Annotated in this window: 24 protein-coding genes; 9 read left to right on the top strand and 15 right to left on the bottom strand. The window is 65.7% G+C overall.

Annotation, left to right across the window (positions count from 1 at the left end):
* The first annotated feature begins 41 nt into the window (after positions 1-41).
* From AC2CQI_RS22380 to AC2CQI_RS22390, 3 genes are all read left to right on the top strand, one after another.
* On the top strand, positions 42-317 hold the full coding sequence (locus AC2CQI_RS22380) for a polyhydroxyalkanoic acid system family protein (protein ID WP_075804873.1): 276 nt from the start codon (positions 42-44) through the stop codon (positions 315-317).
* A 204-nt stretch (positions 318-521) separates the two neighbouring features.
* Positions 522-941 (top strand): phasin family protein, encoded by a 420-nt coding sequence (locus AC2CQI_RS22385; protein ID WP_075804988.1) that lies wholly within the window; start codon positions 522-524, stop codon positions 939-941.
* A 10-nt stretch (positions 942-951) separates the two neighbouring features.
* Entirely contained in the window at positions 952-1,767 is an 816-nt protein-coding gene (locus AC2CQI_RS22390; protein WP_075804872.1) for a phasin family protein, read from the top strand.
* Positions 1,768-1,926: 159 nt separating this feature from the next.
* Here AC2CQI_RS22390 and AC2CQI_RS22395 read toward each other — a convergent pair whose 3' ends face one another.
* The 14 genes from AC2CQI_RS22395 to gshB all read right to left on the bottom strand — a co-directional run bounded on the left by AC2CQI_RS22395 (position 1,927) and on the right by gshB (position 15,862).
* A complete protein-coding gene (locus AC2CQI_RS22395) occupies positions 1,927-2,541 on the bottom strand; it encodes a TetR/AcrR family transcriptional regulator (protein ID WP_075804871.1) in 615 nt (204 codons plus the stop codon).
* 12 nt (positions 2,542-2,553) lie between these two features.
* Positions 2,554-4,236, bottom strand: coding sequence for a class II poly(R)-hydroxyalkanoic acid synthase (gene phaC, locus AC2CQI_RS22400; protein WP_484577915.1), 1,683 nt, complete (start codon positions 4,234-4,236; stop codon positions 2,554-2,556).
* A gap of 123 nt (positions 4,237-4,359) precedes the next feature.
* On the bottom strand, positions 4,360-5,211 hold the full coding sequence (phaZ, locus tag AC2CQI_RS22405; protein WP_075804869.1) for a poly(3-hydroxyalkanoate) depolymerase: 852 nt from the start codon (positions 5,209-5,211) through the stop codon (positions 4,360-4,362).
* A 58-nt stretch (positions 5,212-5,269) separates the two neighbouring features.
* On the bottom strand, positions 5,270-6,949 hold the full coding sequence (gene phaC, locus AC2CQI_RS22410; RefSeq protein ID WP_484577916.1) for a class II poly(R)-hydroxyalkanoic acid synthase: 1,680 nt from the start codon (positions 6,947-6,949) through the stop codon (positions 5,270-5,272).
* A 358-nt stretch (positions 6,950-7,307) separates the two neighbouring features.
* Positions 7,308-7,685 carry a gamma-butyrobetaine hydroxylase family protein gene (locus AC2CQI_RS22415; protein WP_075804867.1) on the bottom strand — a complete coding sequence of 126 codons (378 nt, stop codon included), beginning with the start codon at positions 7,683-7,685 and terminating at the stop codon, positions 7,308-7,310.
* Positions 7,686-7,832: 147 nt separating this feature from the next.
* Entirely contained in the window at positions 7,833-9,170 is a 1,338-nt protein-coding gene (gene hslU / locus AC2CQI_RS22420) for an ATP-dependent protease ATPase subunit HslU (RefSeq protein ID WP_075804866.1), read from the bottom strand.
* Between the two features lie 76 nt (positions 9,171-9,246).
* Positions 9,247-9,777: an ATP-dependent protease subunit HslV gene (gene hslV, locus AC2CQI_RS22425; RefSeq protein WP_075804865.1), complete on the bottom strand. Its 531-nt coding sequence runs from the start codon at positions 9,775-9,777 to the stop codon at positions 9,247-9,249.
* Between the two features lie 213 nt (positions 9,778-9,990).
* Positions 9,991-11,262, bottom strand: coding sequence for a dihydroorotase (locus tag AC2CQI_RS22430; protein WP_484577917.1), 1,272 nt, complete (start codon positions 11,260-11,262; stop codon positions 9,991-9,993).
* Complete coding sequence (locus AC2CQI_RS22435; protein ID WP_075804863.1) at positions 11,259-12,263, bottom strand: aspartate carbamoyltransferase catalytic subunit; 1,005 nt, start codon at positions 12,261-12,263, stop codon at positions 11,259-11,261. The genes AC2CQI_RS22430 and AC2CQI_RS22435 overlap by 4 nt, the downstream gene beginning before the upstream one ends.
* A gap of 12 nt (positions 12,264-12,275) precedes the next feature.
* Complete coding sequence (gene pyrR, locus AC2CQI_RS22440; RefSeq protein WP_075804862.1) at positions 12,276-12,794, bottom strand: bifunctional pyr operon transcriptional regulator/uracil phosphoribosyltransferase PyrR; 519 nt, start codon at positions 12,792-12,794, stop codon at positions 12,276-12,278.
* Positions 12,795-12,855: 61 nt separating this feature from the next.
* Positions 12,856-13,290 carry a Holliday junction resolvase RuvX gene (ruvX, locus tag AC2CQI_RS22445; protein WP_075804861.1) on the bottom strand — a complete coding sequence of 145 codons (435 nt, stop codon included), beginning with the start codon at positions 13,288-13,290 and terminating at the stop codon, positions 12,856-12,858.
* Positions 13,290-13,859 carry a YqgE/AlgH family protein gene (locus AC2CQI_RS22450; protein ID WP_075804860.1) on the bottom strand — a complete coding sequence of 190 codons (570 nt, stop codon included), beginning with the start codon at positions 13,857-13,859 and terminating at the stop codon, positions 13,290-13,292. Before AC2CQI_RS22450 ends, ruvX begins: the two co-directional genes overlap by 1 nt.
* Positions 13,860-13,907: 48 nt before the next feature.
* Positions 13,908-14,810, bottom strand: coding sequence for an energy transducer TonB (locus tag AC2CQI_RS22455; protein ID WP_075804859.1), 903 nt, complete (start codon positions 14,808-14,810; stop codon positions 13,908-13,910).
* A 98-nt stretch (positions 14,811-14,908) separates the two neighbouring features.
* Entirely contained in the window at positions 14,909-15,862 is a 954-nt protein-coding gene (gene gshB / locus AC2CQI_RS22460) for a glutathione synthase (protein ID WP_075804858.1), read from the bottom strand.
* A 205-nt stretch (positions 15,863-16,067) separates the two neighbouring features.
* Here gshB and pilG point away from each other — a divergent pair, with 205 nt between their 5' ends.
* The 6 genes from pilG to AC2CQI_RS22490 all read left to right on the top strand — a co-directional run bounded on the left by pilG (position 16,068) and on the right by AC2CQI_RS22490 (position 25,337).
* Positions 16,068-16,478, top strand: coding sequence for a twitching motility response regulator PilG (pilG, locus tag AC2CQI_RS22465; RefSeq protein WP_075804857.1), 411 nt, complete (start codon positions 16,068-16,070; stop codon positions 16,476-16,478).
* A gap of 45 nt (positions 16,479-16,523) precedes the next feature.
* Positions 16,524-16,889, top strand: coding sequence for a twitching motility response regulator PilH (pilH, locus tag AC2CQI_RS22470; RefSeq protein ID WP_075804987.1), 366 nt, complete (start codon positions 16,524-16,526; stop codon positions 16,887-16,889).
* A gap of 11 nt (positions 16,890-16,900) precedes the next feature.
* A complete protein-coding gene (locus tag AC2CQI_RS22475) occupies positions 16,901-17,440 on the top strand; it encodes a chemotaxis protein CheW (protein ID WP_075804856.1) in 540 nt (179 codons plus the stop codon).
* 18 nt (positions 17,441-17,458) lie between these two features.
* Positions 17,459-19,498, top strand: coding sequence for a methyl-accepting chemotaxis protein (locus AC2CQI_RS22480; RefSeq protein WP_075804855.1), 2,040 nt, complete (start codon positions 17,459-17,461; stop codon positions 19,496-19,498).
* Between the two features lie 135 nt (positions 19,499-19,633).
* Positions 19,634-24,886 (top strand): Hpt domain-containing protein, encoded by a 5,253-nt coding sequence (locus AC2CQI_RS22485; RefSeq protein WP_484577918.1) that lies wholly within the window; start codon positions 19,634-19,636, stop codon positions 24,884-24,886.
* A complete protein-coding gene (locus AC2CQI_RS22490) occupies positions 24,879-25,337 on the top strand; it encodes a chemotaxis protein CheW (RefSeq protein ID WP_484577919.1) in 459 nt (152 codons plus the stop codon). The genes AC2CQI_RS22485 and AC2CQI_RS22490 overlap by 8 nt, the downstream gene beginning before the upstream one ends.
* Here the strand turns inward: AC2CQI_RS22490 and AC2CQI_RS22495 are convergent.
* On the bottom strand, positions 25,334-26,053 hold the full coding sequence (locus AC2CQI_RS22495) for a 16S rRNA (uracil(1498)-N(3))-methyltransferase (protein ID WP_484577920.1): 720 nt from the start codon (positions 26,051-26,053) through the stop codon (positions 25,334-25,336). The genes AC2CQI_RS22490 and AC2CQI_RS22495 overlap by 4 nt on opposite strands.
* Positions 26,054-26,125 lie beyond the last annotated feature (72 nt).

Below are 26,125 nucleotides of genomic sequence, written 5' to 3' on the forward strand. Positions count from 1 at the left end.
GCATAATGCGCGAGTATGCCCTTGCAGCCAGGACTTCATGAATGACCCAGATCAGCGTTGAACGTAAACACAGCCTCGGCCGCGAGGCCGCCCGTCAGAAGGCCCAGGCCCTGGTCGACAAGCTCTCCCGCGAGTACGACCTGAAGGCCGAATGGAAGGGCGACCGGGTCGAGGTCAAGCGCAGCGGCGCCAATGGCAGCGTCGAGATCGGCGACGACACCATCCGCGTCGAACTGAAACTGGGCATGATGCTGTCGATGATGGGCGGTACCATCAAGGCCGAGATCGAACGGGCGCTGGACAAGGCGCTGGCTTGACCCGCTTCAAGCTTCAAGCCACAAGCTGCAAGTAACCTGTGGTGTTGCGCAGATCGTGTGATCACCTCGGTCCTCTTGCAGCTTAAAGCTTGAAGCTTGTGGCTCCATTAGGGTGTCGATTCTAATTTTTCTCCGTAACTTGGCCTGCAATCCCCGATCCGTGGGTAGTTCTTCCATTCCCTTAATGAGTGCGAGGTGCAGAACATGGCCAAAGTGATCCTGAAGAAAAAAGACGAAGTCCAGAGCAGCCTGGGCGAAGTGCGCGGCTATGCGCGCAAGATCTGGCTGGCTGGCCTGGGTGCCTACGCCCGTGTCGGCCAGGAGAGCGCCGATTATGTGAAAGACCTGATCAAGGCCGGTGAAGCCGTGGAAAAACGCGGCAAGAAAACCATCGATCGCGAGCTCGATGCGGCCAACAGCGAGCTCGATTCCGCCAAGCAGGAACTGCGCAGCGTGAAGGGCAAGGTCGAAGTTCAGCTCGATAAAATCGAAAAGGCTTTCGACGCGCGGGTCGCCAGCGCCTTGAATCGTATCGGCATTCCGTCTAAACATGACGTGGAGACACTTTCCGCCAAGCTCGATGAGCTGACGGCATTGCTCGAACGTGTCGCGGGCAAACAATAAGGAGAGCGGGATGGCTGGCAAGAAGACTACTGAGAAAGAAGGCAGCTCCTGGGTCGGCGGGATCGAGAAGTACTCCCGCAAGATCTGGCTGGCGGGCCTGGGTATCTACTCCAAGATCGACAAGGACGGCACCAAGCTCTTCGACGATCTGGTCAAGGATGGCGAGAAAGCCGAGAAGCAGGCCAAGAGCAGCGTCGACACTGCCAAGGAGACCGCCAAATCGGCGACCTCCCGCGTCGGCGATGTGAAGGACCGTGCGCTGGGCAAATGGAGTGAGCTGGAGGAAGCGTTCGACAAGCGCCTGAACAGTGCCATCTCGCGTCTCGGTGTACCGAGCCGCAATGAGGTCAAGGCATTGCACAGCCAGGTCGACAAGCTGACCAAGCAGATCGAGAAGCTCACCGGGCAGTCGGTTACCCCGGTTTCTTCCCGTGCTGCGGCCAAGCCGGCTGCTGCCAAGCCGCTGGCCAAGGCGGCACCGAAGGCGGCGGCCAAGCCTGCGGCGAAAACTGCAGCGGCGAAACCGGCAGCCAAGACTGCGGCGGCGAAACCAGCTGCTGCCAAACCAGCGGCCAAGCCTGCGGCGGCGAAAACCGCTGCGGCCAAACCGGCGGCCAAGCCAGCTGCGAAACCTGCAGCCGCCAAGCCGGCAGCCAAGCCTGCTGCGGCGAAGAAGCCGGCAGTGAAGAAGCCAGCAGCGCCGAAACCTGCCGCTGCCAAGCCAGCCGCTCCGGCGGTCAGCGCAGCGCCAGCGGCCAGTGCTGCACCGGCCGCCAGCAGCGCCCCGGCGCCATCGGCACCGGCAACGCCGACCAGCCAGACCTGATCACAGGCGGCTGCTGCAAACAAAACGCCCGGCTCAGTGCCGGGCGTTTTGTTTTGTCCTTTAGGCCCTCATCGCTGGCAAGCCAGCTCCCACAGGTACAGTGCCGCTCTCAAGGGCAGTGGTGACCCTGTGGGAGCTGGCTTGCCAGCGATGAGGCCATCAGCCTTCCAGATACCTCAAGGCCAACTGCTCCGCCGCATGCCGCGACGGCAGCTCCAGGTGCGGCGCCACCAGCATCATGATCTGGTACACCACTACCCCCACCTCGGCCTCCCTGGCCAGCACCCGCTGGTAATCCAGGGAGAACAACAAGGTCAGGGTAATCTGCTCCACCAGTTGCCCCAGCGCCCGGGTATCACTGACCACCTGCCCCTGCGCCTTGAGATTGGCCAGCAAGGTCGCCAGGGTGCGCTTCAGCGCATTCAGCAGGTTCCTCATCCCCCGCGCCAGCTTCGGCAAACGCCCGGTCAGGTTCGACAGGTCCTGGAACAGAAACCGGTACTGCGCCATGCGCTCGACGATCAGGTGCAGGAACAGCCAGTAATCCTCGGCATCCAGCCTGACCTCCAGCGGCGGATCGAGCAGCGGCGTCAGTTCCTCCTCGAAGCGCTCGAACAACCCCAGCACCAGCGGCTCCTTGCCGTGGAAGTGGTAGTACAGGTTGCCCGGGCTGATCCCCAGTTCGTTGGCAATCTCCAGCGTCGAGACATTCGGCTCGCCCTGCGCGTTGAACAGCAGCAGGGCACATTCGAGGATACGGTCGCGGGTTTTCATCCAGTCCTCTGATCAGCGCACCAGCACGTAGTTGCCAGGTGCGGGCTCCATGGTCGGGTAGCTGGCGCTGCCCAGGGTGGTGCCGGTTTCACGCAGGGCGCCGGAACGCGCCTGCATCCAGTCCAGCCATAGCGGCCACCAGCTGCCCTCGGTCTTCTCGGCGTCGTAGTACCAGGCCCGCGGATCACCGCTGAGCTTGGGGTTGAGCACATAGTGGGCCTTGGGGTTGCCCGGCGGGTTGATGATGCTCTGCACATGGCCGCTGTTGGACAGCACGAAACGCCGCTCGCCCCCCAGCAGCAGGGCCGAGCGGTACACCGCGTCCCACGGGGTGATGTGGTCGTTGTGCCCGCCCACGTGGAAGCTGTCGACGGTGATCTTGCCCAGGTCGATCGGCGTGCCGCAGACCTCCAGCCCGGCCGGGTGGGCCAGCGGGTTGTACTTGAAGAAGTCCAGCAGGTCGCCGTGCAAGGCGGCCGGCAGCCGCGTGGTGTCGTTGTTCCAGTAGAGGATGTCGAACGGCGGCGGCGTCTTGCCGAGCAGGTAGTTGTTGACGAAGTAGTTCCACACCAGGTCGTTCGGGCGCATCCAGGCAAAGATCCGCCCCATCTCGGCGCCATCCAGCACCCCATGCTGATAGGAGCGGCGCTTGGCGGATTCGAGGGTCTCCTCGTCGGCGAACAGGCTGGCGGCACTTTCCAGCTGGGTGTCCAGCAGGCTGACCAGGTAGGTGGCGCTGTGCACCCGGCGCAGTTGCCGCTTGGCCTGCAGATGGCCCTGCAAGGCGGCCATGGTCAGGCCCCCGGCGCAGGCGCCCATCAGGTTGACGTCGCGGCTGCCGGTGATCGAGCGGCAGACGTTCATCGCTTCTTCCAGCGCCGCCACATAGCTCGACAGGCCCCATTCGCGGTGGCGCGGGTCCGGATTGCGCCAACTGATCATGAACACCTGGAGGTTGTGCTTGAGCATGTATTGCACGTAGCTGTTGGTCGGGTTGAGATCGAACACATAGAACTTGTTGATCTGCGGCGGCACGATCAGCAGCGGCCGGGCGTACTGCTTTTCGCTCATCGACTTGTACTGGATCAGCTCCAGCAGCTCGTTGCGAAACACCACCGCGCCGGGGGTGGTGGCCAGGTTGCGGCCGACCTCGAAGGCGTCCTTCTCGACCTGGCGCGGCATGCCGTTGTTGTGGCGCAGGTCGTCGAGCAGGTGGCCGAGGCCGCGCACCAGGCTCAGGCCGCCGGAGTTGAAGACTTCCTTGACCGCCAGCGGGTTGAGCAGGGTATTGCTCGGCGACACGGCGTCATTGAGCAATGTGAAGAGAAAATGCGCGCGGGTGCGATCGTCCTCGCTCAGGCTGCTTTCCTCGATCCATCGACGCGTCTGTTTCTGCCAGGCCAGGTACGCCTGCAGGCCACGCCGGTAGAAGGGATTGTGGCTCCAGGCCGGATCACTGAAGCGGTTGTCCCGCGAGCCGGGTTGATGCAGCGTATCGCCGAGCAGCACACGGCCGAGTTGCCCGCCCAGTTCGAGCATGTGCCGGGCGGTATAGAACGGATGCCGCAGCCCGTGACGGCCGACGCTGCGCAGGGTCGAGATCAGGTCGCGGCCGCGCACGCCGGTGATCGCGCTCTGCACGTTGATATAGGTGGCGGGGGTGGGCGCCACGGCCTTCGTGGGTTTGTCTTTCATCGGGCAACACTCCGTCGTCGAGCCATCGACAAACTGAACCTGGATTCATGAGCGACCCCACCTCGTCCAGCGCGCCCGCATGCTTCGACGCTCCTGTCGAAAGTGCGGGCGATGAGGGGCGGTTCAGGCGCTCGGGGCGGGCCGGGGATGCATGACCGCGCGTTGCCGTTCCTGCTGCAGGAACTTCATGATGATCGGCGCCACGGCCTCGGCACGGGTAATCAGAAACAAATGTCCATCGTCGATTATGTGTAGCTGGGCATTGGGAATTCGCCAAGCGAGAAAGCGCATATTGATCAAGGGGATCAGCGGATCGTCGTCGCCGGCCAGCACCAGGGTCGGTTGCTGGATCTTGTGCAGCCAGTGGGCGCTGGTCCAGCCGAGGCCGGCGAACAGTTGCCAGTAGTAGCCGAGCTTGCCCCCGGAGCGCACCTTGGAAGCATGGGACAGGGCCAGGTCCGGGTCGCGGCGGAAGGCGCCGCCGTAGATCAGCGGGGCGATGCGGATCACGTGGGACGGCTGCACGTAGCGTCGCGGGCTGGCCATCATCCACAGCACCTTGGGCTTGCCCGGCACCATCACCGCACCGGCGGCGGTGGCGGCCAGCACCAGTTTCTTGCAGCGCTCCGGGTAGTCGTGGGCGAACTGCTGGGCCAGGGCGCCGCCCCAGGACACGCCGATGGCATTGACCTGGCCATAGTCGAGGTAGTCGAGCATGCGCGCGGCCAGCTTGGCCAGGCCGGGGAAGCGATAAGGATGCTTGGGCGTCGAGGAACCACCGACCCCGGGTACGTCGAAGGCAATGACTTCGAGGTCCGGGTCGAGGGCCTGGATAAAGGGGAAGACCAGCTCAAGGTTGGCGCCGATGCCGTTGAAGATCAGCAGCGGCGTCAAGTGCGGCTTGCCGGGACGAACCGCGGTACGGATGGTCTGGCCATCCAGGTCGACGGTTCGGAAAACGTACGGTTGCGGCATGCGCGGACCCTGTTGGCTAATAAGGCGCCGCCGGTTTCAGGCCGGCGGCGCGGCGCTTTCAACGCTCGTGGACGTAAGTGCCCGGCGACGCCTCGCCTGCCGGGTAGGCCTTGTTGCCGAGTACGCCCGGCGCCGGTTTCAGCTCGCCGGAGCGCTCGCTCAGCCAGTTCTGCCAGTACAGCCACCAGGAATCGGTGTGCTTGTTGGAGTTCTCCTGCCACTCGTTGGCGTCGGCAGGCATCTCCTTGCTGGTCATGTAGCGCGCCTTGGGGTTGCCCGGCGGGTTGAGGATGCTCTGGATGTGTCCACTGTTGGACAGCAGGAACTCGACGTTGCCTCCGAACAGTTGCGCCGACTTGTAGCAGGACTGCCAAGGGGTGATGTGGTCGGCGGTGCCGGCGACGCAGAAGATATCGGTGGTTACCTGCTTCAGGTCGATCGGCGTGCCGCACACTTCCAGGGCATCGGGACGGGTCAGCGGGTTGTTCTTGAACATCTCGATCAGGTCGCCGTGGAAGGCGGCGGGCAGGCGCGTGGTGTCGTTGTTCCAGAACAGGATGTCGAACACCGGCGGCTCGTTGCCCAGCAGGTAGTTGTTGACCCAGTAGTTCCAGATCAGGTCGTTGGGGCGCATCCAGGCGAACACCTTGGCCATGTCGCGGCCCTCCAGGACCCCGGCCTGGTACGAATGGCGCTTGGCCGCCTCGAGGGTCTGCTCGTCGACGAACAGCGCAACCTGGGTATCGAGAGTGGTGTCGAGCACGCTGACCAGCAGGGTCAGGGCATTCACCTTGCGCTCGCCCAGTGCGGCGTAGTGGCCGACCAGCGCGGTGCAGGTGATGCCGCCGGAGCAGGCGCCGAGCATGTTCAGGTCGTCGCTGCCGGTGATTTCCAGGACCACGTCGACCGCTTCCTTGAGCGCGTCGATATAGGTCGACAGGCCCCACTCGCGCTGGGCCTTGGTCGGGTTGCGCCAACTGACGATGAAGGTCTGCACGGTGGAGCGCAGACAGAAGCGCGCCAGGCTCTTTTCCGGGCTGAGGTCGAAGACGTAGAACTTGTTGATCTGCGGCGGCACCACCAGCAGCGGCCGCTCGTGGACCTGCTCGGTGATCGGGCCGTACTGGATCAGCTCCAGCACATCGTTGCGGTACACCACCGAGCCTTCGCTGGTGCCGAGGTTCTTGCCGACCTCGAAGGCTTCCATGTTCACCTGGCTGGGCATGCCGCCGTTGTTGACCATGTCCTTGGCCAGGTTGGACAGGCCGTCGAGCAGGCTCTTGCCGCCGGTCTCGAAGAAGCGCTTGACCGCCGCCGGGTTGGCCATGGTGTTGGTCGGGGCCATGGCTTCGGTCATCAGGTTGATGACGAAGTGGGCGCGGCTGATATCGGTGTCGGACATGCTGCTGTCGCCGACCCAGTCATGCAGCTCCTTGCGCCAGGCCAGGTAGGTCTGCAGGTAGCGGCGGTACAGGGGGTTCTGGCTCCAGGCCGGATCGTTGAAACGACGGTCGTCGCTTTCCGGCTGCAGGCTGGATTTTCCGAAGATCACGTCTTTCAGCTCCATGCCGAAGTGCGCGACGTGCTTGGCGCTGTGCAGCGGTTGCCGGATGGCCTGGCGCAGCACCATGCGGGCAGAAGTCAGCAAATCCTTGCGGCGCAAGCCTATGACCGGGTTCAGACCCAGGGTGTTTTCCGAGGCTTGGCGCTGCAGGTCATCGTTACTCTTGTTGCTCATCTACGACGCTCCGTTGTCCTGAGACGAGTACCGGTTCGGCGACTGGTAATGCACAGACCAATGCCGGTACTGCTGCTCGGGTGACCAGTGATAAACGAGTTGCGATCCTGCGGCCGGCCGAGAGGGGCGCTGAGCGTTGCGGACTTTATGTGTGCGCGTGAAGACAGCCTGCTTTCGCTCGCGTTCTCTACCTGCCGGCCCGTTCCCTGCCTTCGTGCTGAAGGATGCAGGGAACCTGCCAGACCCATTGGTTACCCGACTTTCCATCAATGCGCAAGCCGGCCAGATGATGGCCGCTGCCGTGGGCATTCAAGCAGATCGGGTTAGAAAATGCGCTCTAAAACAGCAGAGTGCCGGACTAGAGCATCAGCTTGATGACAGACTCGGAAGGGTCGCGGGATTTGCCGGCGGCGGCGAGATCGGCGAGATATTCAGCCCACAGCTCATCCTGGCGCAGGCACAGCTGCTCGAGGTATTCCCAGGTGAACAGGCCGCTGTCATGGCCGTCGTCGAAGGTCAGTTTCAGTGCGTACTGGCCGGCGGGTTCGATCTTGTCGAGGCCGACGTTGATCTTGCCAAATTGCAGGATGGGATTGCCGTGGCCCTGGACCTCGGCGGAGGGGGAGTGCACGCGCAGGAACTCGGCGGGCAGTTGGTACACCTCGCCCGGGCCGTAGGTCAGGCTCAGGGTCTTCGAGGCTTTGTGCAGGTTGATCGCGGTGGGCAGGCGGGGCATTTCGACGGGGCTCCTTGGCTTCAAGCTTCAAGCTACAAGCTGCAAGAGGGCGGTGTCGAGCTTGCGTTTGCTGCTCTCCTGAAAGAACGCAAGCTGCAAGGCGACACAGGTCGCTTGCAGCTTGCGGCTTAAAGCTTGCAGCTGGGGTTAGAGGATGTAGCGCGACAGGTCTTCGTTCTGCGCCAGTTCACCGAGGTGGCTGTTGACGTACTCGGCGTCGATTCGGATCGGCGCTTCGTCGTGGGCGGCCGCCAGGTCGCCGGCACTGAACGACACTTCTTCGAGCAGGCGCTCGAGCAGGGTGTGCAGGCGACGGGCACCGATGTTCTCGGTCTTCTCGTTGACCTGCCAGGCGATCTCGGCCAGGCGCTTGATGCCTTCCGGGGCGAACTCGATGTGCAGGCCCTCGGTCTTCAGCAGCTCGGTGTACTGCAGGGTCAGCGAGGCATGTGGCTCGCTGAGGATGCGCTCGAAGTCTTCCGGGCTCAGGGCCTTGAGTTCGACACGGATCGGCAGGCGGCCTTGCAGCTCGGGGACCAGGTCGCTCGGCTTGCTCAGGTGGAAGGCGCCGGAGGCGATGAACAGGATATGGTCGGTCTTGACCATGCCCAGCTTGGTGTTGACGGTGCAGCCTTCGATCAGCGGCAGCAGGTCGCGCTGCACGCCTTCGCGGGACACATCGGCGCCGCCGACGTTGCCGCGCTTGGCCACCTTGTCGATCTCGTCGATGAACACGATGCCGTGCTGCTCGACCGCTTCCAGGGCCTTGCCCTTGAGCTCTTCCTCGTTGACCAGGCGCCCGGCTTCTTCGTCACGCACCAGCTTGAGGGCTTCTTTTACCTTCAGCTTGCGGCTCTTGCGCTTGCCCTTGCCCATGTTGGCGAACAGGCTTTGCAGCTGGTTGGTCATCTCTTCCATGCCCGGCGGCGCGGAAATGTCGACACCCACGGCCTCGGCCACTTCGATCTCGATTTCCTTGTCGTCCAGCTGGCCTTCGCGCAGGCGCTTGCGGAACAGCTGGCGGGTGTTGGAGTCGGCGCTTGGCGCGGCGTCTTCGTTGAAGCCGGCGCGGGCCGGTGGCAGCAGGGCGTCGAGGATGCGGTCCTCGGCGGCGTCCTCGGCGCGGTGGCGCACGCGGACCATTTCCTGCTCGCGGAGCATCTTGATCGCGGCGTCGGCCAGGTCACGGATGATCGACTCGACGTCGCGACCGACATAACCGACTTCGGTGAACTTGGTCGCTTCGACCTTGATGAACGGCGCGTTGGCCAGCTTGGCCAGGCGACGGGCGATTTCGGTCTTGCCGACGCCGGTCGGGCCGATCATCAGGATGTTCTTCGGCGTCACCTCGGCGCGCAGCTCGGCGGGGAGCTGCATGCGCCGCCAGCGGTTGCGCAGGGCGATGGCGACGGCGCGCTTGGCGTCGTCCTGGCCGATGATATGGCGGTTGAGTTCGTGGACGATCTCGCGGGGGGTCATGGACATGGTATGTGGTGGTCCCGTGGCAATGCATTCAGCGTGGAAAAGCCCGGCGGTGTATCCGGGCGCCAGATCAGCTGAATCACTCGGCCAGGTCCTGCTCCTCGATGGTCAGGTTGTGGTTGGTGAACACGCAGATGTCGCCGGCGATGTTCAGGGCGGTCTCGGCGATTTCCCGGGCCGACAGGTCGGTCTTGTTCAGCAGGGCGCGGGCGGCGGCCTGGGCGAAGGCGCCGCCGGAGCCCATGGCGATCAGGCCGTCTTCCGGCTCGACCACGTCACCGTTGCCGGTGATGATCAGCGAGGCGTCCTTGTTGGCGACCGCGAGCATGGCTTCCAGGCGGCTCAGGGAACGGTCGGTACGCCATTCCTTGGCCAGCTCGACGGCGGCGCGGATCAGATGGCCCTGGTGTTTTTCCAGCTGGCCTTCGAAGCGCTCGAAGAGGGTGAAGGCGTCGGCGGTGGCGCCGGCGAAGCCAGCGATGACCTGGCCGTGGTACAGGCGACGGACCTTCTTGGCGTTGCCTTTCATCACGGTGTTGCCGAGGGAAACCTGGCCGTCGCCGCCCATGACGACTTTGCCGTGGCGACGAACTGAAACGATGGTGGTCAAGGGAGAGTCTCCACGCAGCGGGGCGAAAATGCCTGTGCAGACTGATATGGGGGTGGGGGGAAGGATTTCAACCTTGGGGGACGGGTGGTGCGACCTTGGTCGCAGACCGCGGTGCCCCAATCGCTGGCAAGCCAGCTCCCACAGGGATCACCTCAGGCCTGAGCCTTGCAGTGAACCTGTGGGAGCTGGCTTGCCAGCGATGCTTTTAGAGACTCAGTTCTCGTGGCTGATATGCCCATCCACCACGGTGTAACGCACGGCACCCGGCAGGCAGTGGCCGATGAACGGGCAGTTGTCGCCCTTCGAGCGCCATTGCTCGCCCGCCACGGTGGAGGCTTGCGGGTCGAACAGCACCAGGTCGGCAGCAGCGCCGGTCTTCAGCTCGCCTACCGGCAGGCGCAGGGCTGCGGCAGGGCCGGCCGAGAGGCGCTTGAGCAGGGTCGGCAGGTCCAGCAGGCCATCCGCCACCAGGGTCATCGCCAGCGGCAACAGCACTTCCACGCTGCTGATCCCCGGCTCGGTCGCGCCGAACGGCGCCAGCTTGGCATCGCGCTCGTGAGGCTGGTGATGGCTGGAGATCGCCTGGATCACCCCGGATTTCACCGCCTCGCGCAGGCCGTCGCGGTCGGCGCGGGTGCGCAGCGGCGGTTGCACGTGGTACAGGCTGGAGAAGTCCACCAGCGCTTCGTCGGTGAGGATCAGTTGGTACAGCGCCACATCGGCGGTCACCGGCAGGCCACGGGCCTGGGCCTGGGCGATCAGCTGGGCGCCACGGGCGCTGGTCAGTTGGCTGAAGTGGGCGCGCACGCCGGTCTGCTCGACCAGCAGCAAGTCACGGGCCAGGGCCACGGTTTCGGCGGTCTCCGGGATGCCCGGCAGGCCGAGGAAGCTGGCCATGGCGCCTTCGTGGGCGAGACCGCCAGCGGCCAGGTCGCGGTCCTGGGAGTGGAAGATCACGGTCAGGTCGAAGGTCGCCGCGTATTCCAGCGCCCGGCACAGGGTGCGAGTGTTACGGAAGCTTTCCAGACCGTTGCCGAAGGCCACGCAGCCCGCATCGCGCAGGGCCACCAGCTCGGCCAGTTGCTCGCCTTCCAGGCCCTTGCTCAGGGCGCCGATCGGGAACACCTTGGCATGACCGGCGGCACGGGCACGGTCGAGGATCAGTTCGGCCACGGCCGAGGTGTCCAGCACGGGCTTGGTGCGCGGTGGGCAGCACAGGCTGGTGACGCCACCGGCAGCGGCGGCGCGGGTTTCGCTGGCGATGGTGCCCTTGCGGCTGTAGCCGGGCTCGCGCAGGGCGACGCTGAGGTCGACCAGGCCGGGTGCAGCGACCAGGCCGGCGGCGTCGATGCTGCGCGCCGCCTTGAAACCGGCCGGGGCGGCACCGATGGCGACGATCTTGCCGCCTTCGACATGCAGGTCGGTGACCTGGTCCAGGCCGCTGTTGGGGTCGATGACCCGGGCGCCGAGGATGCTGAGGGTCACTGGGCGTTCTCCTGCTCGAATTGACGTTGGGCGTTCTGCCCGCTCATGGCCATGGACAGTACCGCCATGCGCACGGCGATACCGTAGGTGACCTGGTTGAGAATCACCGAGTGGGCGCCGTCGGCCACCGCCGACTCGATTTCCACGCCACGGTTGATCGGCCCCGGGTGCATGACGATGGCATCCGGCTTGGCTCCGGCCAGGCGCGCGGTGGTCAGGCCGAACAGGCGGTAGAACTCGCCTTCGCTCGGCAGCAGGCCACCGGCCATGCGCTCGCGCTGCAGGCGCAGCATGATCACCACGTCGACATCCTTGAGACCCTCGGCGAGGTCGGTGTAGACCTTCACGCCGTACTGCTCGATACCAATCGGCAGCAGGGTTTTCGGGCCGATCACGCGGATGTCCGGGCAACCCAGGGCTTTCAGGGCGAGCATGTTCGAGCGCGCCACCCGCGAGTGCAGGATGTCGCCGACGATGGCCACCGAGAGGTTTTCGAAGCCGCCCTTGTGCCGACGGATGGTGAGCATATCGAGCATGCCCTGGGTCGGGTGGGCGTGACGGCCGTCGCCGCCGTTGATGATCGCCACCTCAGGACAGACGTGCTCGGCGATGAAGTGAGCAGCGCCGGAGTCGGCGTGGCGCACCACGAACATGTCGGCGGCCATGGCCTCGAGGTTGCGCAGGGTGTCGAACAGGGTCTCGCCCTTGCTGGTCGAGGAGGTCGACACGTTCAGGGTGATCACGTCCGCCGACAGGCGCTGGGCAGCCAGCTCGAAGGTGGTGCGGGTGCGGGTGGAGTTCTCGAAGAACACGTTGCACACGGTCTTGCCGCGCAGCAACGGGACTTTTTTCACCGCCCGGGCGCCGACTTCGAGGAAGGAGTCGGCGGTATCGAGGATTTCGGTGAGCAGCTCGCGGGGCAGGCCGTCGAGCGAGAGGAAGTGGCGCAGCTGGCCCTGATCATTGAGCTGCAGCGGGCGCTTGGCGTCGATTGGCGTCATCGCGGGGGACTCTTAAAGGGCGGAAGCGGAGGCGAGGTCCTGGCGCTCGAGGGCGAGCGGCGCGGGGCCGGTCAATTTTACCCGTTCATGGGCGGCCAGGGACAGGGTCGCGCCGACCACGTTCGGACGGATCGGCAGTTCGCCGGCATCCAGATCGAGCAGGCAGACCAGGGTCACGCTGGCCGGACGGCCATAGTCGAAGAGTTCGTTGAGGGCGGCGCGGATGGTCCGGCCGCTCATCAGCACGTCGTCCACCAGCACCAGGTGCTGGCCTTCGATCTCGAACGGCAGCTCCGACGGGCGCACCTGCGGGTGCAGGCCGTTCTGGCTGAAATCGTCACGGTAGAAGGAGACGTCGAGGGTGCCGAGGGGTTCCTGGCTGCCCAGCTCGTCGAGCAGGGCCTGGGCCACCCAGACGCCACCGGTACGGATACCGATATAGCGCGGCTCGGCGATGTTGCGCCGGCTCAGGTGGGCGCGTAGGTCGACGGCCATCTGCCGGATCAGGTCGGCGGGATTGGGTAGGCTCATGCTTGCTCCTCAAAAGGCCGGGGCAGTGAGGCTGGCCCGGCTTGTAACCGATGATCGGGGGTTACGACTGCGCGGTATTGGCCTCCAGCCAGCCTTGCAGGAGCAGGGCGGCGGCGATGGCATCGACCGGGTTGTCGCGGTAACTGCCGCGCTGGCCGCCACGGGCCATGCGCTCGCCCTTGGCCTCGAAAGTGGTCAGGCGCTCGTCGTGGGTGTGTACCGGCAGGTTGAAGCGGCCGTTCAGGCGGCGGGCGAACTTTTCGGCGCGCTCGCTCATTTCGCTGGGCGTGCCGTCCATGTTCAGCGGCAGGCCGACGACAATGGCATCGGGCTTCCATTCCTTGATGAGTTTTTCCACCTGGTTCCAGTCCGGCACGCCGTTCTGCGCTTTCAGCGTGCACAGTTCGCGGGCCTGGCCGGTGATGACCTGGCCGACGGCGACGCCGATCTGCTTGCTGCCGTAGTCGAAACCCAGCAGCAGACGAAGCTCGGCCATCAGGCGTGCCCCGCCTGGCTGGTCAGCAGGCTCAGGTTGATGCCCAGACGCGCGGCGGCGGCGTTCAGGCGCAGCTCGGTGTCGGTGCCGAAGAGGATCTGGGCGTCGAACGGGCAGTTCAGCCAGGCGTTGTCGGCCAGTTCCGCTTCCAGTTGCCCGGCTTCCCAGCCGGCGTAGCCGAGGGTGATCAGGCTCTGCTGCGGGCCGCGCCCCTCGGCGATGGCGAACAGCACGTCCTGGGAGGTGGTCAGGGCCAGGCCGTCGAGCTGGATGGTGGCCTGGTAGGACTGCTCCGGCGTGTGCAGGACGAAACCGCGATCGGTCTGCACCGGCCCGCCGATATAGATCGGCACGTTGACGCTGAGCGGCGACGGTTCTTCCTCGGGGCGCAACTGCTCGAGGATATCGGCCAGGTTCAGCTCCTGTGGACGGTTGATCACCAGGCCCATGGCGCCACTCTCGTTGTGTTCAACGATGTAGGTCAGGGTATGGGCAAAGTTCGGGTCGGCCATGTGGGGCATGGCGATCAGGAACTGATGCTTGAGGTAACTCGGGCTGAAATTTTTCATAGCGGCTAGTGTGGCGGCGAGGGGCCGGGCTGACAAGCTGCGGCGTCGTTAATTGCTGGACAGGCGGTCGCCCCGGGCAAAGCGCCAGGTGCGGACGATTTCCAGGCGGTCGACATCGTTCAGGTCGCCGGTCAGCGGCGCGAACGGCGCGGCAAGGCGCACGATGCGCTGCGCGGCCTGGTCCAGCAGCGGCTGGCCGGACGATTCCAGCACCAGCACTTCATACAGCGAGCCGTCGCGGTTGATCGACACCATCAGCCGCAGGCTGCCGTAGATCTGCTGGCGCCGGGCTTCGTCGGGGTAGTTGAGGTTGCCGATGCGCTCGATCTTCTTGCGCCATTCGTCCTTGTACCAGGCGCCCTTGTCGCGGGCAGTGGAGGCGGCGCTGATGCGGTGGATGCGCGGGCGCTTGGCATACAGCTGTTGCTCGTTGGCCAGTTCGGCTTCAAGGCTGGCGATCTGGCTGGACAGCTGCGAACTGTCGAAATCCGGGGTCTCGGCCTTCGGCGCCGGCTGTGGCTTGGCTTCCTTGGGCGCGTTCTGCACCTTCTGCGGCTTGGGTGCGACGGTGGTGACTGCCGCCTTGGCGGGTGGCGGGGGCACTTCTTCCTTGCGCGACACCGGCGGCGGGGAGACCTTGTTCACCTTGTTGTCCTGGAACGGCGCCACTTCGGTGGTCTTCGGCACTTCGGCCTTGTCCAGGGTACCGCTGCCCTGCTGGTTGTCCTGGGCGAGGAAATCGGCCTGCCTGGGTTTCACCTCGCTCTTGAACATCGCCAGGGTGATGTCCATGGAACGGCGGATCTCCTCCGGCTTGGCGAAGCTGAAGCTCACCCCGAGGATCAGCGCCAGGTGCAGCAGCGCCGCCACGAACAGGGTAAAGCCGAGGCGATCCGCCGGGCGGACGCGGGGCGGAGCGAAGTCGGCGGGGAGGTCGGCGGGAAGCGTCATCTAGAGTCCAGCAGCCGGGGAAGGCCGGCGAAGCGGGTGAGCAGGTCCAAAGGGACTGGCATGATAACCCACTGCGCGGGCTTTCCTCTTGTCGTCGGTCAGCGTGCCTTGAGCTGGCGATCGATGGCGTCCATCAACTGCCCGCCGATATTGGTGTTGTAGGCCGCGTCGATCTCGCGGATGCAGGTCGGGCTGGTGACGTTGATTTCGGTGAGGTAGTCGCCGATCACGTCGAGGCCGACGAACAGCAGGCCCTTTTCCCGCAGGCTCGGGCCGACCTGGGCGGCGATCCAGCGGTCGCGGTCGGTCAGCGGGCGGGCTTCGCCACGGCCACCGGCGGCCAGGTTGCCACGGGTTTCGCCGCTGGCCGGGATGCGCGCCAGGCAATAAGGCACCGGCTCGCCGTCGATCATCAGGATGCGCTTGTCGCCGTCGGTGATCGCCGGCAGGAATGCCTGCGCCATGATCTGCTGCTGGCCGTGCTGGGTCAGGGTCTCGAGGATCACCGAGAGGTTCGGGTCGCCCTGGCGGTGACGGAACACCGAGGCGCCGCCCATGCCGTCCAGCGGCTTGAGGATCACGTCGCCGTGGGTGGCGGCGAATTCACGCAGGATATCGGCGCGGCGGCTGACCAGGGTCGGCGCCATGCACTGCGGGAACCGGGTGGCGAAGAGCTTCTCGTTGCAATCGCGCAGGCTCTGCGGGCGGTTGACCACCAGCACGCCTTCGGCTTCGGCCTGTTCCAGCAGGTAGGTGCTGTAGACGAACTCCATGTCGAAGGGCGGATCCTTGCGCATCAGGATCACGTTGAGGTCGGCCAGGGGCGCGTCCTGCTCGGCGTCCAGCTCGAACCAGTGCTCGGGATTGGCGAAGACCTTCAGCGCGCGCATTTTCGCACGGGCCTGGCCGGCACCCAGGTAAAGGTCCTTCTGTTCCATGTAGAACAGCTCCCAACCGCGCTCCTGGGCGGCCAGCAGCATGGCCAGCGAGCTGTCCTTCTTGTAGGAGATGGACGCGATGGGGTCCATGACAATGCCGAGGCGAACGCTCATGGGGGTAAATCCTCTCGGCGGCGCGGGGCCGCGGTGGTTCCAAAGAAAAGTGGCTCAGGGTGGCGCCCGCGACGCCGCCGGTCAAGGGAAAAACGCACCGCGGCCGGGCCCCGGCCCGGCTCGATGGAATGCACCCCCTGAGTGTGCTAAAAATGCGTGGCAGGTGGCCGGCATGGCGCTATCCGACAGCAATGGTAGAGCGAATATGGTTCAGCCCGACGCGGCATTGAAAGTGATGGTGATCGACGACTCCAAGACGATTCGCCGCACCGCCGAGATGCTGCTCGCCGAAGCGGGCTGCGAGGTGATCACGGCCATCGACGGTTTCGATGCCCTGGCCAAGATCGTCGACCACCGCCCCGGCATCATCTTCGTCGACGTGCTGATGCCGCGCCTGGACGGTTACCAGACCTGCGCCCTGGTCAAGCACAACAGCGCTTTCAAGGACACCCCGGTGATCATGCTGTCGTCCCGCGACGGCCTGTTCGACAAGGCCCGGGGGCGGATCGTCGGTTGTGATCAGTTCCTGACCAAACCGTTCAGCAAGGAAGAACTGCTGGAAGCCATCCGCGCCCATGTGCCGGGCTTCACGGCGGAAGAACAACACGCACCCTGACGCCAGCCCACCAGCGCTGGCGTCTGTCCTTTCATGGGGAACAGCATGGCCCGAATTCTTATCGTCGACGACTCGCCGACCGAAACCTACAAATTCACCGAAATGCTCGAAAGGCATGGGCATCAGGTGCTCAAGGCGAACAATGGCGCCGACGGTGTGGCCCTGGCTGTCCAGGAAAAGCCCGATGCCGTCCTGATGGATATCGTCATGCCCGGCATGAACGGCTTCCAGGCCACCCGCCAACTGAGCAAGGACCCGGCCACCAAGGACATCCCGGTGATCATCGTCACCACCAAGGACCAGGAAACCGACAAGGTCTGGGGTACCCGCCAGGGCGCCAAGAGCTACCTGGTCAAGCCGGTGGAAGAAGACGATCTGGTCCGCGTGCTCAACAGCGTCCTGACCGCTTGACCCGCGCCACCATGGGCGAATCGCTGACCGCCTTCGAGCTGCTGCTGGATATCGACCGGCGCTGCCGCCTGCACGCCGCCGACCTGCCCTTGCAGGAAACCCGCCTGCAGACCTGGAGCGGCATCGGTTTTCGTCTCGGCGAGCACTGTTTCGTGGCGCCCATGGGTGAAGTCGCCGAAGTCCTCACCGCGCCGCGCCTGAGCCGGATTCCCGGGGTGAAACCCTGGGTGGCCGGGGTCACCAACCTGCGCGGGCAACTGCTGCCGGTCACCGACCTCGGCGGTTTTCTCGGCCTCGAAGCGAATCTGACCCGCAAGCAGCGCCGGGTCCTGGTGGTGGATCACGATGAGCTGTTCACCGGCCTGATGGTGGACGAAGTGCTCGGCCTCCAGCATTTCGCCCTCGACGGCCTCGAACTGTCGCCGCCGTCGCCCCTGCTGGGCAGCGCGGCGCCCTTTATCCAGGGACACTTCCAGCGTGAGCACTGCTGGGGGATTTTCAGCCCGTTCGCCCTGGCCCAGGCCCCGGGCTTTCTCGATGTCGCGCTGTAGTAAAGGAACGCCAGAACCGTGAGCCAGCCCAAGCCCGCCACTTCACTCAAAGGATCGCGCAGCAGCGCGCAGATCGCGGCGCTGTTCGTCGTGCTGATCCTCTCGATCATTCTGTTGTTCGCCAACTTCGCCTACCTGAACACCCAGGCCAACCACGACAAGCAGTACATCGGCCACGCCGGCGAGCTGCGCGTGCTGTCCCAGCGTATCGCCAAGAACGCCACCGAGGCGGCTTCCGGCAAGACCGTGGCCTTCCGCCTGCTGAGCGAGGCGCGCAATGACTTCGAGCAGCGCTGGGGCTACCTGAAGAAGGGCGACCACAGCACCGGCCTGCCGTCGGCCCCTGCCGCAGTGCGCAACGAGATGGACGCGGTGCAGCGCGACTGGGAGACCCTGCGCAAGAACACCGATGTGATCCTCGCCAGCGAACAGACCGTGCTGTCGCTGCACCAGGTCGCCGCAACCCTGGCCGAGACCGTGCCGCAGTTGCAGGTCGAGTACGAGAAGGTGGTGGAAATTCTCCTGCAGAGCGGCGCCCCGGCCGCCCAGGTCGCCGTGGCCCAGCGCCAGGCGCTGCTGGCCGAGCGCATCCTCGGCTCGGTGAATACCGTGCTGGCCGGTGACGACACCTCGGTGCAGGCGGCCGACGCCTTCGGTCGCGATGCCAACCGCTTTGGCCAGGTGCTGGAAGGCATGCTCGGTGGTAACCCGGCGATCCAGGTGACCCGTGTCGAAGACCCCGACGCCCGCGCGCGCCTGGGCGAAATCGCCGAGCTGTTCCAGTTCGTTGCCGGCTCGGTGGACGAAATCCTCGAAACCTCGCCTGAACTGTTCCGCGTCCGCGAGGCGGCCGGGAACATCTTCAGCCTGTCGCAAACCCTGCTGGATGAAGCCTCGCGCCTGGCCAACGGCTTCGAGAACCTCGCCAGCGGGCGCACCCTGGACACCGTCGGTGGCTATGTACTGGGCCTGCTGGCGCTGGCCTCGATCATCCTGATTGGTTCGGTGATGGTTCGCGAAACCAACCGCCGGCTCAGCGAAACCGCCGAGAAGAACGAGCGCAACCAGCAGGCGATCATGCGCCTGCTCGACGAGATCGAAGACCTTGCCGATGGCGACCTGACCGTCACCGCCTCGGTCACCGAGGATTTCACCGGGGCGATTGCCGACTCCATCAACTATTCCATCGACCAGTTGCGCGACCTGGTGGCGACCATCAACCACAGCGCCGAGGAAGTCGCCGCCGCCGTGGACGACACGCAGAACACCGCGCACCTGCTGGCCAAGGCTTCCGAGCACCAGGCCCAGCAGATCGCCGATGCGTCCATGGCGGTGGGTGACATGGCCGAGTCCATCGACCGGGTGTCCAACCACGCCTACGAGTCGGCCAAGGTGGCCGAGCGCTCGGTGGCCATTGCCAACAAGGGCAACGAGGTGGTGCACAACACCATCCACGGCATGGACAACATTCGCGAGCAGATCCAGGACACCGCCAAGCGGATCAAGCGTTTGGGCGAGTCGTCCCAGGAGATCGGCGATATCGTCAACCTGATCGACGACATTGCCGACCAGACCAATATTCTGGCCCTCAATGCGGCGATCCAGGCGTCCATGGCCGGCGAGGCCGGGCGTGGTTTTGCGGTGGTTGCCGACGAAGTGCAGCGCCTGGCCGAGCGTTCGTCCTCGGCGACGCGGCAGATCGAGGCGCTGGTGCGGGCGATCCAGGTGGACACCAACGAAGCGGTCATTTCCATGGAGCAGACTACCGCCGAGGTGGTGCGCGGGGCGCGTCTGGCCCAGGATGCCGGGGTGGCCCTGGCGGAGATCGAGGGGGTATCGCAGACCCTGGCCGAGCTGATCCTGAGCATTTCCGATGCGGCGCAATTGCAGACCTCGTCGGCCGGGCAGATCTCCCACACCATGGCGATCATCCAGCAGATCACCTCGCAGACCTCGTCCGGCTCCACGGCCACGGCGGAAAGCATCGGCAACCTGGCGCGGATGGCCAGCGAGATGCGCCGGTCGGTGTCGGGCTTTACCTTGCCTGAGTCGCGCTGATCAAAGCGTCACGCGGACACCCTGTGGGAGCCGGCTTGCCAGCGATTGCTGTAGTGAATTCACCATCGCAATCGCTGGCAAGCCAGCTCCCACAGGGTCCGTGCCAAACCCATGAATGATGTGTTGGAAGTAAACATGGCTGACCGGCATGATTTCGTCGCCCTGGCCTGGGTCAGGGAGGCGATCGATGAAAGCCTGGCCCAGGCGCGCCAGGCACTTGAGCAGTTCGCCATTGGCGAAGGCGAGGGGCTGGGCGCCTGTGTCGAGGCGCTGCATCAGGTGCACGGCAGCCTGGTGATCCTGGAGCTCAAGGGCGCGGCCCTGCTGGCCCAGGAAATGGAAGCGCTGGCCCGCGCGTTGGCCGACGGCCAGGCGAACGCCCAAGGGGCGCTGTTCCGCGCACTGAGCCAGTTGCCGCTGTATCTGGAGCGCCTGCGGATTGCCCGGCGCGACCTGCCGTTGCTGGCCCTGCCATTGCTCAACCAGTTGCGTGCCGCCCGCGGCGTCGAGGCCCTGGGCGAAAGCGCACTGGGGGTTATCGCTCCCGGTAGCGGGGAAAACTTCGAACTGTCGCTGGATGCCTTGCAAGGCCGCCTGCCCGACCGTGACGGCATGCGCTCGGTGGTGGCGGCACTGAGCGAAGACCTGCTGCGGATCAAGGAGCGCGTCGAGCAATACGCACGCGGTGAGGGCCAAAGCCTGGAGCCCTTGCTGGCGCCGTTGCGACAAATCGCCGATACCCTCGCCGTACTCGGCTTCAACCAGCCGCGCCGGGTGATTCTCGACCAGGTTGCGGTGTTGCAGTCGATGCTCAAGGAAGCGCCGCAGGAGGCGCCGCTGATCGACGTGTCCGCCGCCTTGCAGTACGCCGAGGCGACCCTCAGCGGCATGGTCGGCGCCATCGAAACCAGCAGCCAGACCCCGCCTACCGGCACCGATATCAACGAGATCCGCCAACTGGTGCTGGACGAGGCCCACGGCGTGCTGCTGCAGGCCCGCGACCTGATCGCCGATTGCCTCGAGGCCGGCTGGGACCGGGTGCGTCTGCAACCGCTCCCCGACCTGCTCGGACAGATCCGTGGCGCCCTGGCCATGCTGATGCTGCCGCATCCGGCCGCCGTGGTGCAGCGCTGTACCGATTACCTTCGCGCCCATGTGCTGCAGGCCGAGAGCCTGCCCGACAGCGCCGCGCTGGAGCACCTCGCCGAGGTGATCGGCAGCCTGGAATATGCGTTGCAGTCCCTGAGCATCGATCTCCAGGCCGAGGTCGAGCCGCTGCTGGCCCGTGCCCGGCGGGCACTCGGGGCGCTGGGCTTTCCGGTCCTGGCGCGGCCGCTGCACCCGGCACCGATCACGATCGCTGCGCCGGAGCCGGTGGACGATGAACTGCGCGAAGTCTTTCTCGAAGAAGCCGAGGAAGTCCTCGGCCAGATGGACGAGGACTGGCTGCGCTGGCGCGGCGAAGGCCATCCGCGCGAGGCGCTGATCGAGCTGCGCCGTGGTTTCCATACGCTCAAGGGCAGCGGGCGGATGGTCCGCGCCACGGTCCTGGCCGAACTGGCCTGGGCCGGCGAGCACTTGCTCAACCGTATGCTCGAAGGCCGCGTCGGCAGCGGCGCCGAGGTACTCAAGGCGATTGGCCAGGCGATGACCCTGATGACCCCGCTGGTCGACGAGTTCGCCACCGGCGAGGTGCATGCTCACGCCCATGTCGAACACCTCGCCAGCCATCTGCACGCCCTGGCGATGAACGACGCCGACGCCGATGGCGAGCACGCCGAGCCCCTCGACCCGCAATTGCTGGAGATCTTCCGTAACGAAGCACAGACCCACCTGGCCGGGCTCGACGCCTTCCTGGCCAATGCCGAGGTCTATCTCCCGGCGCCGGTCAGCGACGATCTGCAACGGGCGCTGCACACGCTCAAGGGCAGCGCGGCCATGGCCGGGGTCACGCCGATCGCCGAGCTGGCCACCGCCCTGGACCTGCTGGCCCGCGAGTTCAAGGCCCACCAGGTGGGCTTCGACCTCGATGAAATCTATCTGCTGCAAACCGCCGAACCCTTGCTGCGTCGCGGCCTGGAGCAGCTCGGCAGCACGCCGCTGGCGCCGATCAAGGGCGCCGACATCCTGATCGAACAGGTCGACCAAGTGGTCAGCGCGCGGCTCCAGGCCTTGCTCGACTCCCCGGACCAGAGCCTGCGGATCAAGCGCGACCCGCAACTGATCGCCAGCTTCCTCGAACAGGGCATGGATATCCTGCTGGACGCCGAATCCCTGCTGCTGCGCTGGCAGGAGCACCCCGGCGAGCGCCAGGAACTGAACTCGCTGCTCGACGAACTCACCACCCTCGGCCAGAGCGCCCACCTCGCCAATCTGTGGCAGGTGGACGAGCTGTGCGAGGCGCTGCTGGACCTGTATGGCGCCGTCGAGGAAAGCAGCCTGGCCGCTGACACGCGCTTTTTTGAAGAAGCGCAGCAGGCGCACGAAGCCTTGATCAACATGCTTGACCAGATCGCCGCCGGGCAGGAGGTCGAGCCTTGCCCCGAGCGCTTGCTGGCCTTGCGCGAATTGCTCGAAGAGGGGCTGGACCCTGGCGCGATGGGTTTGGTAAGTCGCCAGGGCGACGGTACGTCGAGCATCGCCGAGCTGGGCGACGTCACCCGCGAGCTGGCCGGGCAGGAGGTGGACCACGAGATGGTAGCGATCTTCCTCGAAGAAGCCATCGATGTGCTGGACAGCGCCGACCAGGCCCTCCGGCGCTGGACCGACGATCCCGACAACGCCTCGACGCTGTCTTCGCTGCAACGGGATCTGCACACCCTCAAGGGCGGTGCGCGGATGGCCGGCATCGGTGCGCTGGATGTGCTCGCTCATGAACTGGAGCTGCTTTACGAAGGGCTTGTGGATCGGCGTTATAGTCCGTCCCTGGAGCTGGTCAGCCTGCTGCGCGGCAGCCATGCCCTGCTGGCCCGGCTGCTGGCGCAACTGAGCCAGGGCCAGGCACTGGAGTCGGTGGTGGAAAGCCTTGCCGCCCTGCGCGAACTCCGCCATCACGCCCAGCCGGCGGGGACCACGGTCAAGGCCGAGGCACCGGAGCAGGAAGGCGACAAGGAGCTGCTGGAGATCTTCCTTGAAGAAGGCGTGGATATCGTCGAAAGCGCTGCCGGCGCCTTGACCCGCTGGCAGGCCGACCCGCGCAACACAGTCGAGGTGGAAAACCTGCTGCGCGACCTGCACACCCTGAAGGGTGGCGCGCGCATGGTGGAAATCGGCCCGATCGGCGATCTGGCCCACGAGCTGGAATTCCTCTACGAACACCTAGCCGCCGGCCAATTACAGGCCAGCCCGGCGCTGTTCAGCCTGTTGCAGAACTGTCACGACCGCCTGGCCCACATGCTCGACGCGGTGCGTCTGCAGCAGCCGCTGCATGCGGCCACGGCGCTGATCGATTACATCCGCAACTTCAGCAGCGCGGCCCTTAGCGACAGCGCCGCCGCCGCGCCCGCCGAGGCCCCGGCGGAAGCACCAGCACCCGCGCCGGAGCGTGCGGCGCTGGACATGGTCAAGGTCAACGCCGAGCTGCTCGACGACCTGGGCAACCAGGCGGCGGAAACCTCGATCCTGCGCGGACGCCTGGAGCAGCAGATCAACGACGCCCAGGTCGCCCTCAACGAGATGGAAACCACCCTGGAGCGCATGCGCGACCAGTTGCGGCGTCTGGATACCGAAACCCAGGGCGGGCTGCTCAGCCGCTTGCAGGCCGATGGCGATGCCTACGAGGACTTCGACCCGCTGGAGATGGACCGCCATTCCCAGCTCCAGCAGCTGTCCCGGGCCCTGTCCGAATCCGCCTCCGACCTGCTCGACCTCAAGGAAACCCTGACCGGCCGCACGCAGATGGCGCAGAGCCTGTTGTCGCAGCAGGCACGGGTCAACAGCGAGCTGCAGGAAGGCCTGATGCGCACGCGCATGGTGCCCTTCGAGCGCCTGGTGCCGCGCTTGCAGCGGGTGGTGCGGCAGACCGCCAGCGAACTGGGCAAGCAGGTCGAGCTGGTGGTGGGCAACGCCGAAGGCGAGATGGACCGCAGCGTGCTCGAACGCATGGTCGCGCCGCTGGAGCACATGCTGCGCAACGCCGTCGACCACGGCCTGGAAAGCCGCGAGGTGCGCCTGGCAGCGGGCAAGCCGGAGCAGGGCATGATCGCCCTGAACCTGCTGCACGAAGGCGCCGACATCGTCATCGAGATGTTCGACGATGGCGCCGGGGTGCCGCTGGAAGCGGTGCGCAACAAGGCGATCAAGCGTGGCCTGCTGGACCCGCGCAGTGAACTCAGCGATCACGAAGTGATGCAGTTCATCCTCCAGCCGGGGTTCTCCACGGCCGAGAAGATCACCCAGATTTCCGGGCGCGGCCTGGGCATGGACGTGGTCCATGAAGAGGTCAAGCAACTGGGCGGGTCGATGGTGATCAGCTCGGTGGTGGGCAAGGGCGCGCGCTTCCTGATCCGCCTGCCGTTCACCGTGTCGGTCAACCGCGCGCTGATGGTGCATTGCGGCGAAGAACAGTACGCGGTGCCGCTGAACGCCATCGACGGCGTGGTGCGGGTGCCGCCGGCGGAGCTGGAGGCCTGCTATCGCCTCGATCCGCCGCGCTATGAATACGCCGGGCGGCGCTACGAGCTGCGCTATCTCGGCGAGCTGCTGCAGGGCCAGCGTCAGCCACGGTTGCTGGGCCAGAGCCTGCCGCTGCCGGTGATCCTGGTGCATGCCCACGACCAGCAGTTTGCCGTGCAGGTGGACAGCCTGTCGGCCAGCCGCGAAATCGTGGTCAAGAGCCTCGGGCCGCAGTTCGCTGCGGTGCAGGGCCTGGCCGGGGCGACCTTGCTCGGCGATGGCCGGGTGGTGCTGATTCTCGATGTGCTGGCGCAACTGCGCGGGCTGCATCTGCGTCTGGCCCAGCAGGCCGGACGGGCGGACCGGGAAGTGCCGGCGCTTGCCGGCAGTGGCCCGGCGCGACCGTTGCTGGTGCTGGTGGTGGACGATTCGGTGACGGTGCGCAAGGTCACCGGGCGTCTGCTGGAGCGTCACGGCATGAACGTGCTGACCGCCAAGGACGGGGTCGATGCCATGGCGGTGCTGGCCGAGCACCGGCCCGATGTCTTGCTGCTGGATATCGAGATGCCGCGCATGGACGGCTTCGAAGTGGCCACCCAGGTGCGCCAGGACCCGCAACTGAAAAACCTGCCGATCATCATGATCACCTCGCGCACCGGGCAGAAGCACCGCGACCGCGCCATGGCCATCGGCGTCAACGACTACCTGGGCAAGCCGTACCAGGAATCGGTGCTGCTGCAGAGCATCGCCCGCTGGAGTCATCAGAATGCTTGAACAGGGAGCCCGTAGCGGGCGTCGAACCAGCCTCACCGGGCTCTTGCTGCCCTTGAGCGACCGCAGCCTGGTGCTGCCCAACGTGGCGGTGGCCGAGCTGATCGGCTACCAGGCCTGCACCCCGGCGCCGGACCAGCCGGCCTGGCTGCTGGGCTGGATCGACTGGCGCAGCCAGCGCTTGCCGTTGCTGAGCTTCGAGGCGGCCTGCGGCGGGCAGACTCGGGTTGGTGAACGGGCGCGGATCGTCGTGCTCAATGCCCTCGGCGGCACCTCGCGCAGTTTCTTTGCCCTGCTGGTGCAGGGCATTCCGCGCTCGTGCAAGCTCGACAGCCAGCTCAACTACGTCGATGTACCGCTGGCCGAGCTGGAGCTGGCGGCGGTGCAGGTGGGCGAGCAGGTCGCCCGGGTGCCGGACCTGGTAGCGCTGGAGAAGCTGCTGCCCGAGGTCTAGAAATCGCCCCACAGCTGCTGGGCCACGGCCAGCGCCACCACCGGCGCGGTTTCCGTGCGCAGGACCCGTGGACCGAGGCGGGCGGAATGGAAACCGCTGGCCTTGGCCTGTTCCACTTCGGCGTCCGACAGGCCGCCCTCCGGACCGATCAGGAAGGCCAGGCTGGCGGGGCGTTCGTGGCTGACCAGGGGTTCGGCCACCGGGTGCAGGACTAGTTTCAGGTCTTCGTTACTGGCGGCCAGCCACTCGGCCAGGGTTACCGGCGGGTTGATCTGCGGCACGCTGGAGCGACCGCATTGCTCACAGGCGCTGATCGCCACCTGGCGCCAGTGGGCCAGGCGCTTGTCGGCGCGTTCGTCCTTCAGGCGCACTTCGCAGCGCTCGCTGACGATCGGGGTGATCACATTCACGCCCAGCTCGGTGGCCTTCTGGATCGCCCAGTCCATGCGCTCGCCGCGGGACAGGCCCTGGCCGAGGTGGGTGTGCAACGGTGATTCGGCCTGGCCGGGGAGGGCTTCGGCGAGGACGACGCGCACGGTTTTCTTGCCGACTTCGAGCAACTGGCCGAGGTATTCCTGGCCGCTGCCGTCGAACAGCTGTACCGCGTCGCCGGCGTTCATGCGCAGGACACGGCCGATGTAATGGGCCTGGGCTTCAGGCAGATCGTGCTCGCCGAGGCTCAGCGGGGCGTCGATGAAAAAGCGGGAGAGTCTCATTGGGGGCTCGACATGAAAAATTGGGTGTTTTCTAGGGCCTCATCGCTGGCAAGCCAGCTCCCACAGGTTCAG

The organism is Pseudomonas sp. P2S-1, assembly GCF_057197725.1.

Excerpts from the sequence above, each read along its gene's own strand:
- AC2CQI_RS22380 (WP_075804873.1), top strand. The coding sequence starts at position 42 with ATGACCCAGATCAGCGTTGAACGTAAACACAGCCTCGGCCGCGAGGCC.
- AC2CQI_RS22385 (WP_075804988.1), top strand. The coding sequence starts at position 522 with ATGGCCAAAGTGATCCTGAAGAAAAAAGACGAAGTCCAGAGCAGCCTG.
- AC2CQI_RS22390 (WP_075804872.1), top strand. The coding sequence starts at position 952 with ATGGCTGGCAAGAAGACTACTGAGAAAGAAGGCAGCTCCTGGGTCGGC.
- AC2CQI_RS22395 (WP_075804871.1), bottom strand. The coding sequence starts at position 2,541 with ATGAAAACCCGCGACCGTATCCTCGAATGTGCCCTGCTGCTGTTCAAC.
- phaC (WP_484577915.1), bottom strand. The coding sequence starts at position 4,236 with ATGAAAGACAAACCCACGAAGGCCGTGGCGCCCACCCCCGCCACCTAT.
- phaZ (WP_075804869.1), bottom strand. The coding sequence starts at position 5,211 with ATGCCGCAACCGTACGTTTTCCGAACCGTCGACCTGGATGGCCAGACC.
- phaC (WP_484577916.1), bottom strand. The coding sequence starts at position 6,949 with ATGAGCAACAAGAGTAACGATGACCTGCAGCGCCAAGCCTCGGAAAAC.
- AC2CQI_RS22415 (WP_075804867.1), bottom strand. The coding sequence starts at position 7,685 with ATGCCCCGCCTGCCCACCGCGATCAACCTGCACAAAGCCTCGAAGACC.
- hslU (WP_075804866.1), bottom strand. The coding sequence starts at position 9,170 with ATGTCCATGACCCCCCGCGAGATCGTCCACGAACTCAACCGCCATATC.
- AC2CQI_RS22435 (WP_075804863.1), bottom strand. The coding sequence starts at position 12,263 with ATGACGCCAATCGACGCCAAGCGCCCGCTGCAGCTCAATGATCAGGGC.
- pyrR (WP_075804862.1), bottom strand. The coding sequence starts at position 12,794 with ATGAGCCTACCCAATCCCGCCGACCTGATCCGGCAGATGGCCGTCGAC.
- ruvX (WP_075804861.1), bottom strand. The coding sequence starts at position 13,290 with ATGGCCGAGCTTCGTCTGCTGCTGGGTTTCGACTACGGCAGCAAGCAG.
- AC2CQI_RS22450 (WP_075804860.1), bottom strand. The coding sequence starts at position 13,859 with ATGAAAAATTTCAGCCCGAGTTACCTCAAGCATCAGTTCCTGATCGCC.
- AC2CQI_RS22455 (WP_075804859.1), bottom strand. The coding sequence starts at position 14,810 with ATGACGCTTCCCGCCGACCTCCCCGCCGACTTCGCTCCGCCCCGCGTC.
- gshB (WP_075804858.1), bottom strand. The coding sequence starts at position 15,862 with ATGAGCGTTCGCCTCGGCATTGTCATGGACCCCATCGCGTCCATCTCC.
- pilG (WP_075804857.1), top strand. The coding sequence starts at position 16,068 with ATGGTTCAGCCCGACGCGGCATTGAAAGTGATGGTGATCGACGACTCC.
- pilH (WP_075804987.1), top strand. The coding sequence starts at position 16,524 with ATGGCCCGAATTCTTATCGTCGACGACTCGCCGACCGAAACCTACAAA.
- AC2CQI_RS22475 (WP_075804856.1), top strand. The coding sequence starts at position 16,901 with ATGGGCGAATCGCTGACCGCCTTCGAGCTGCTGCTGGATATCGACCGG.
- AC2CQI_RS22485 (WP_484577918.1), top strand. The coding sequence starts at position 19,634 with ATGGCTGACCGGCATGATTTCGTCGCCCTGGCCTGGGTCAGGGAGGCG.
- AC2CQI_RS22490 (WP_484577919.1), top strand. The coding sequence starts at position 24,879 with ATGCTTGAACAGGGAGCCCGTAGCGGGCGTCGAACCAGCCTCACCGGG.
- AC2CQI_RS22495 (WP_484577920.1), bottom strand. The coding sequence starts at position 26,053 with ATGAGACTCTCCCGCTTTTTCATCGACGCCCCGCTGAGCCTCGGCGAG.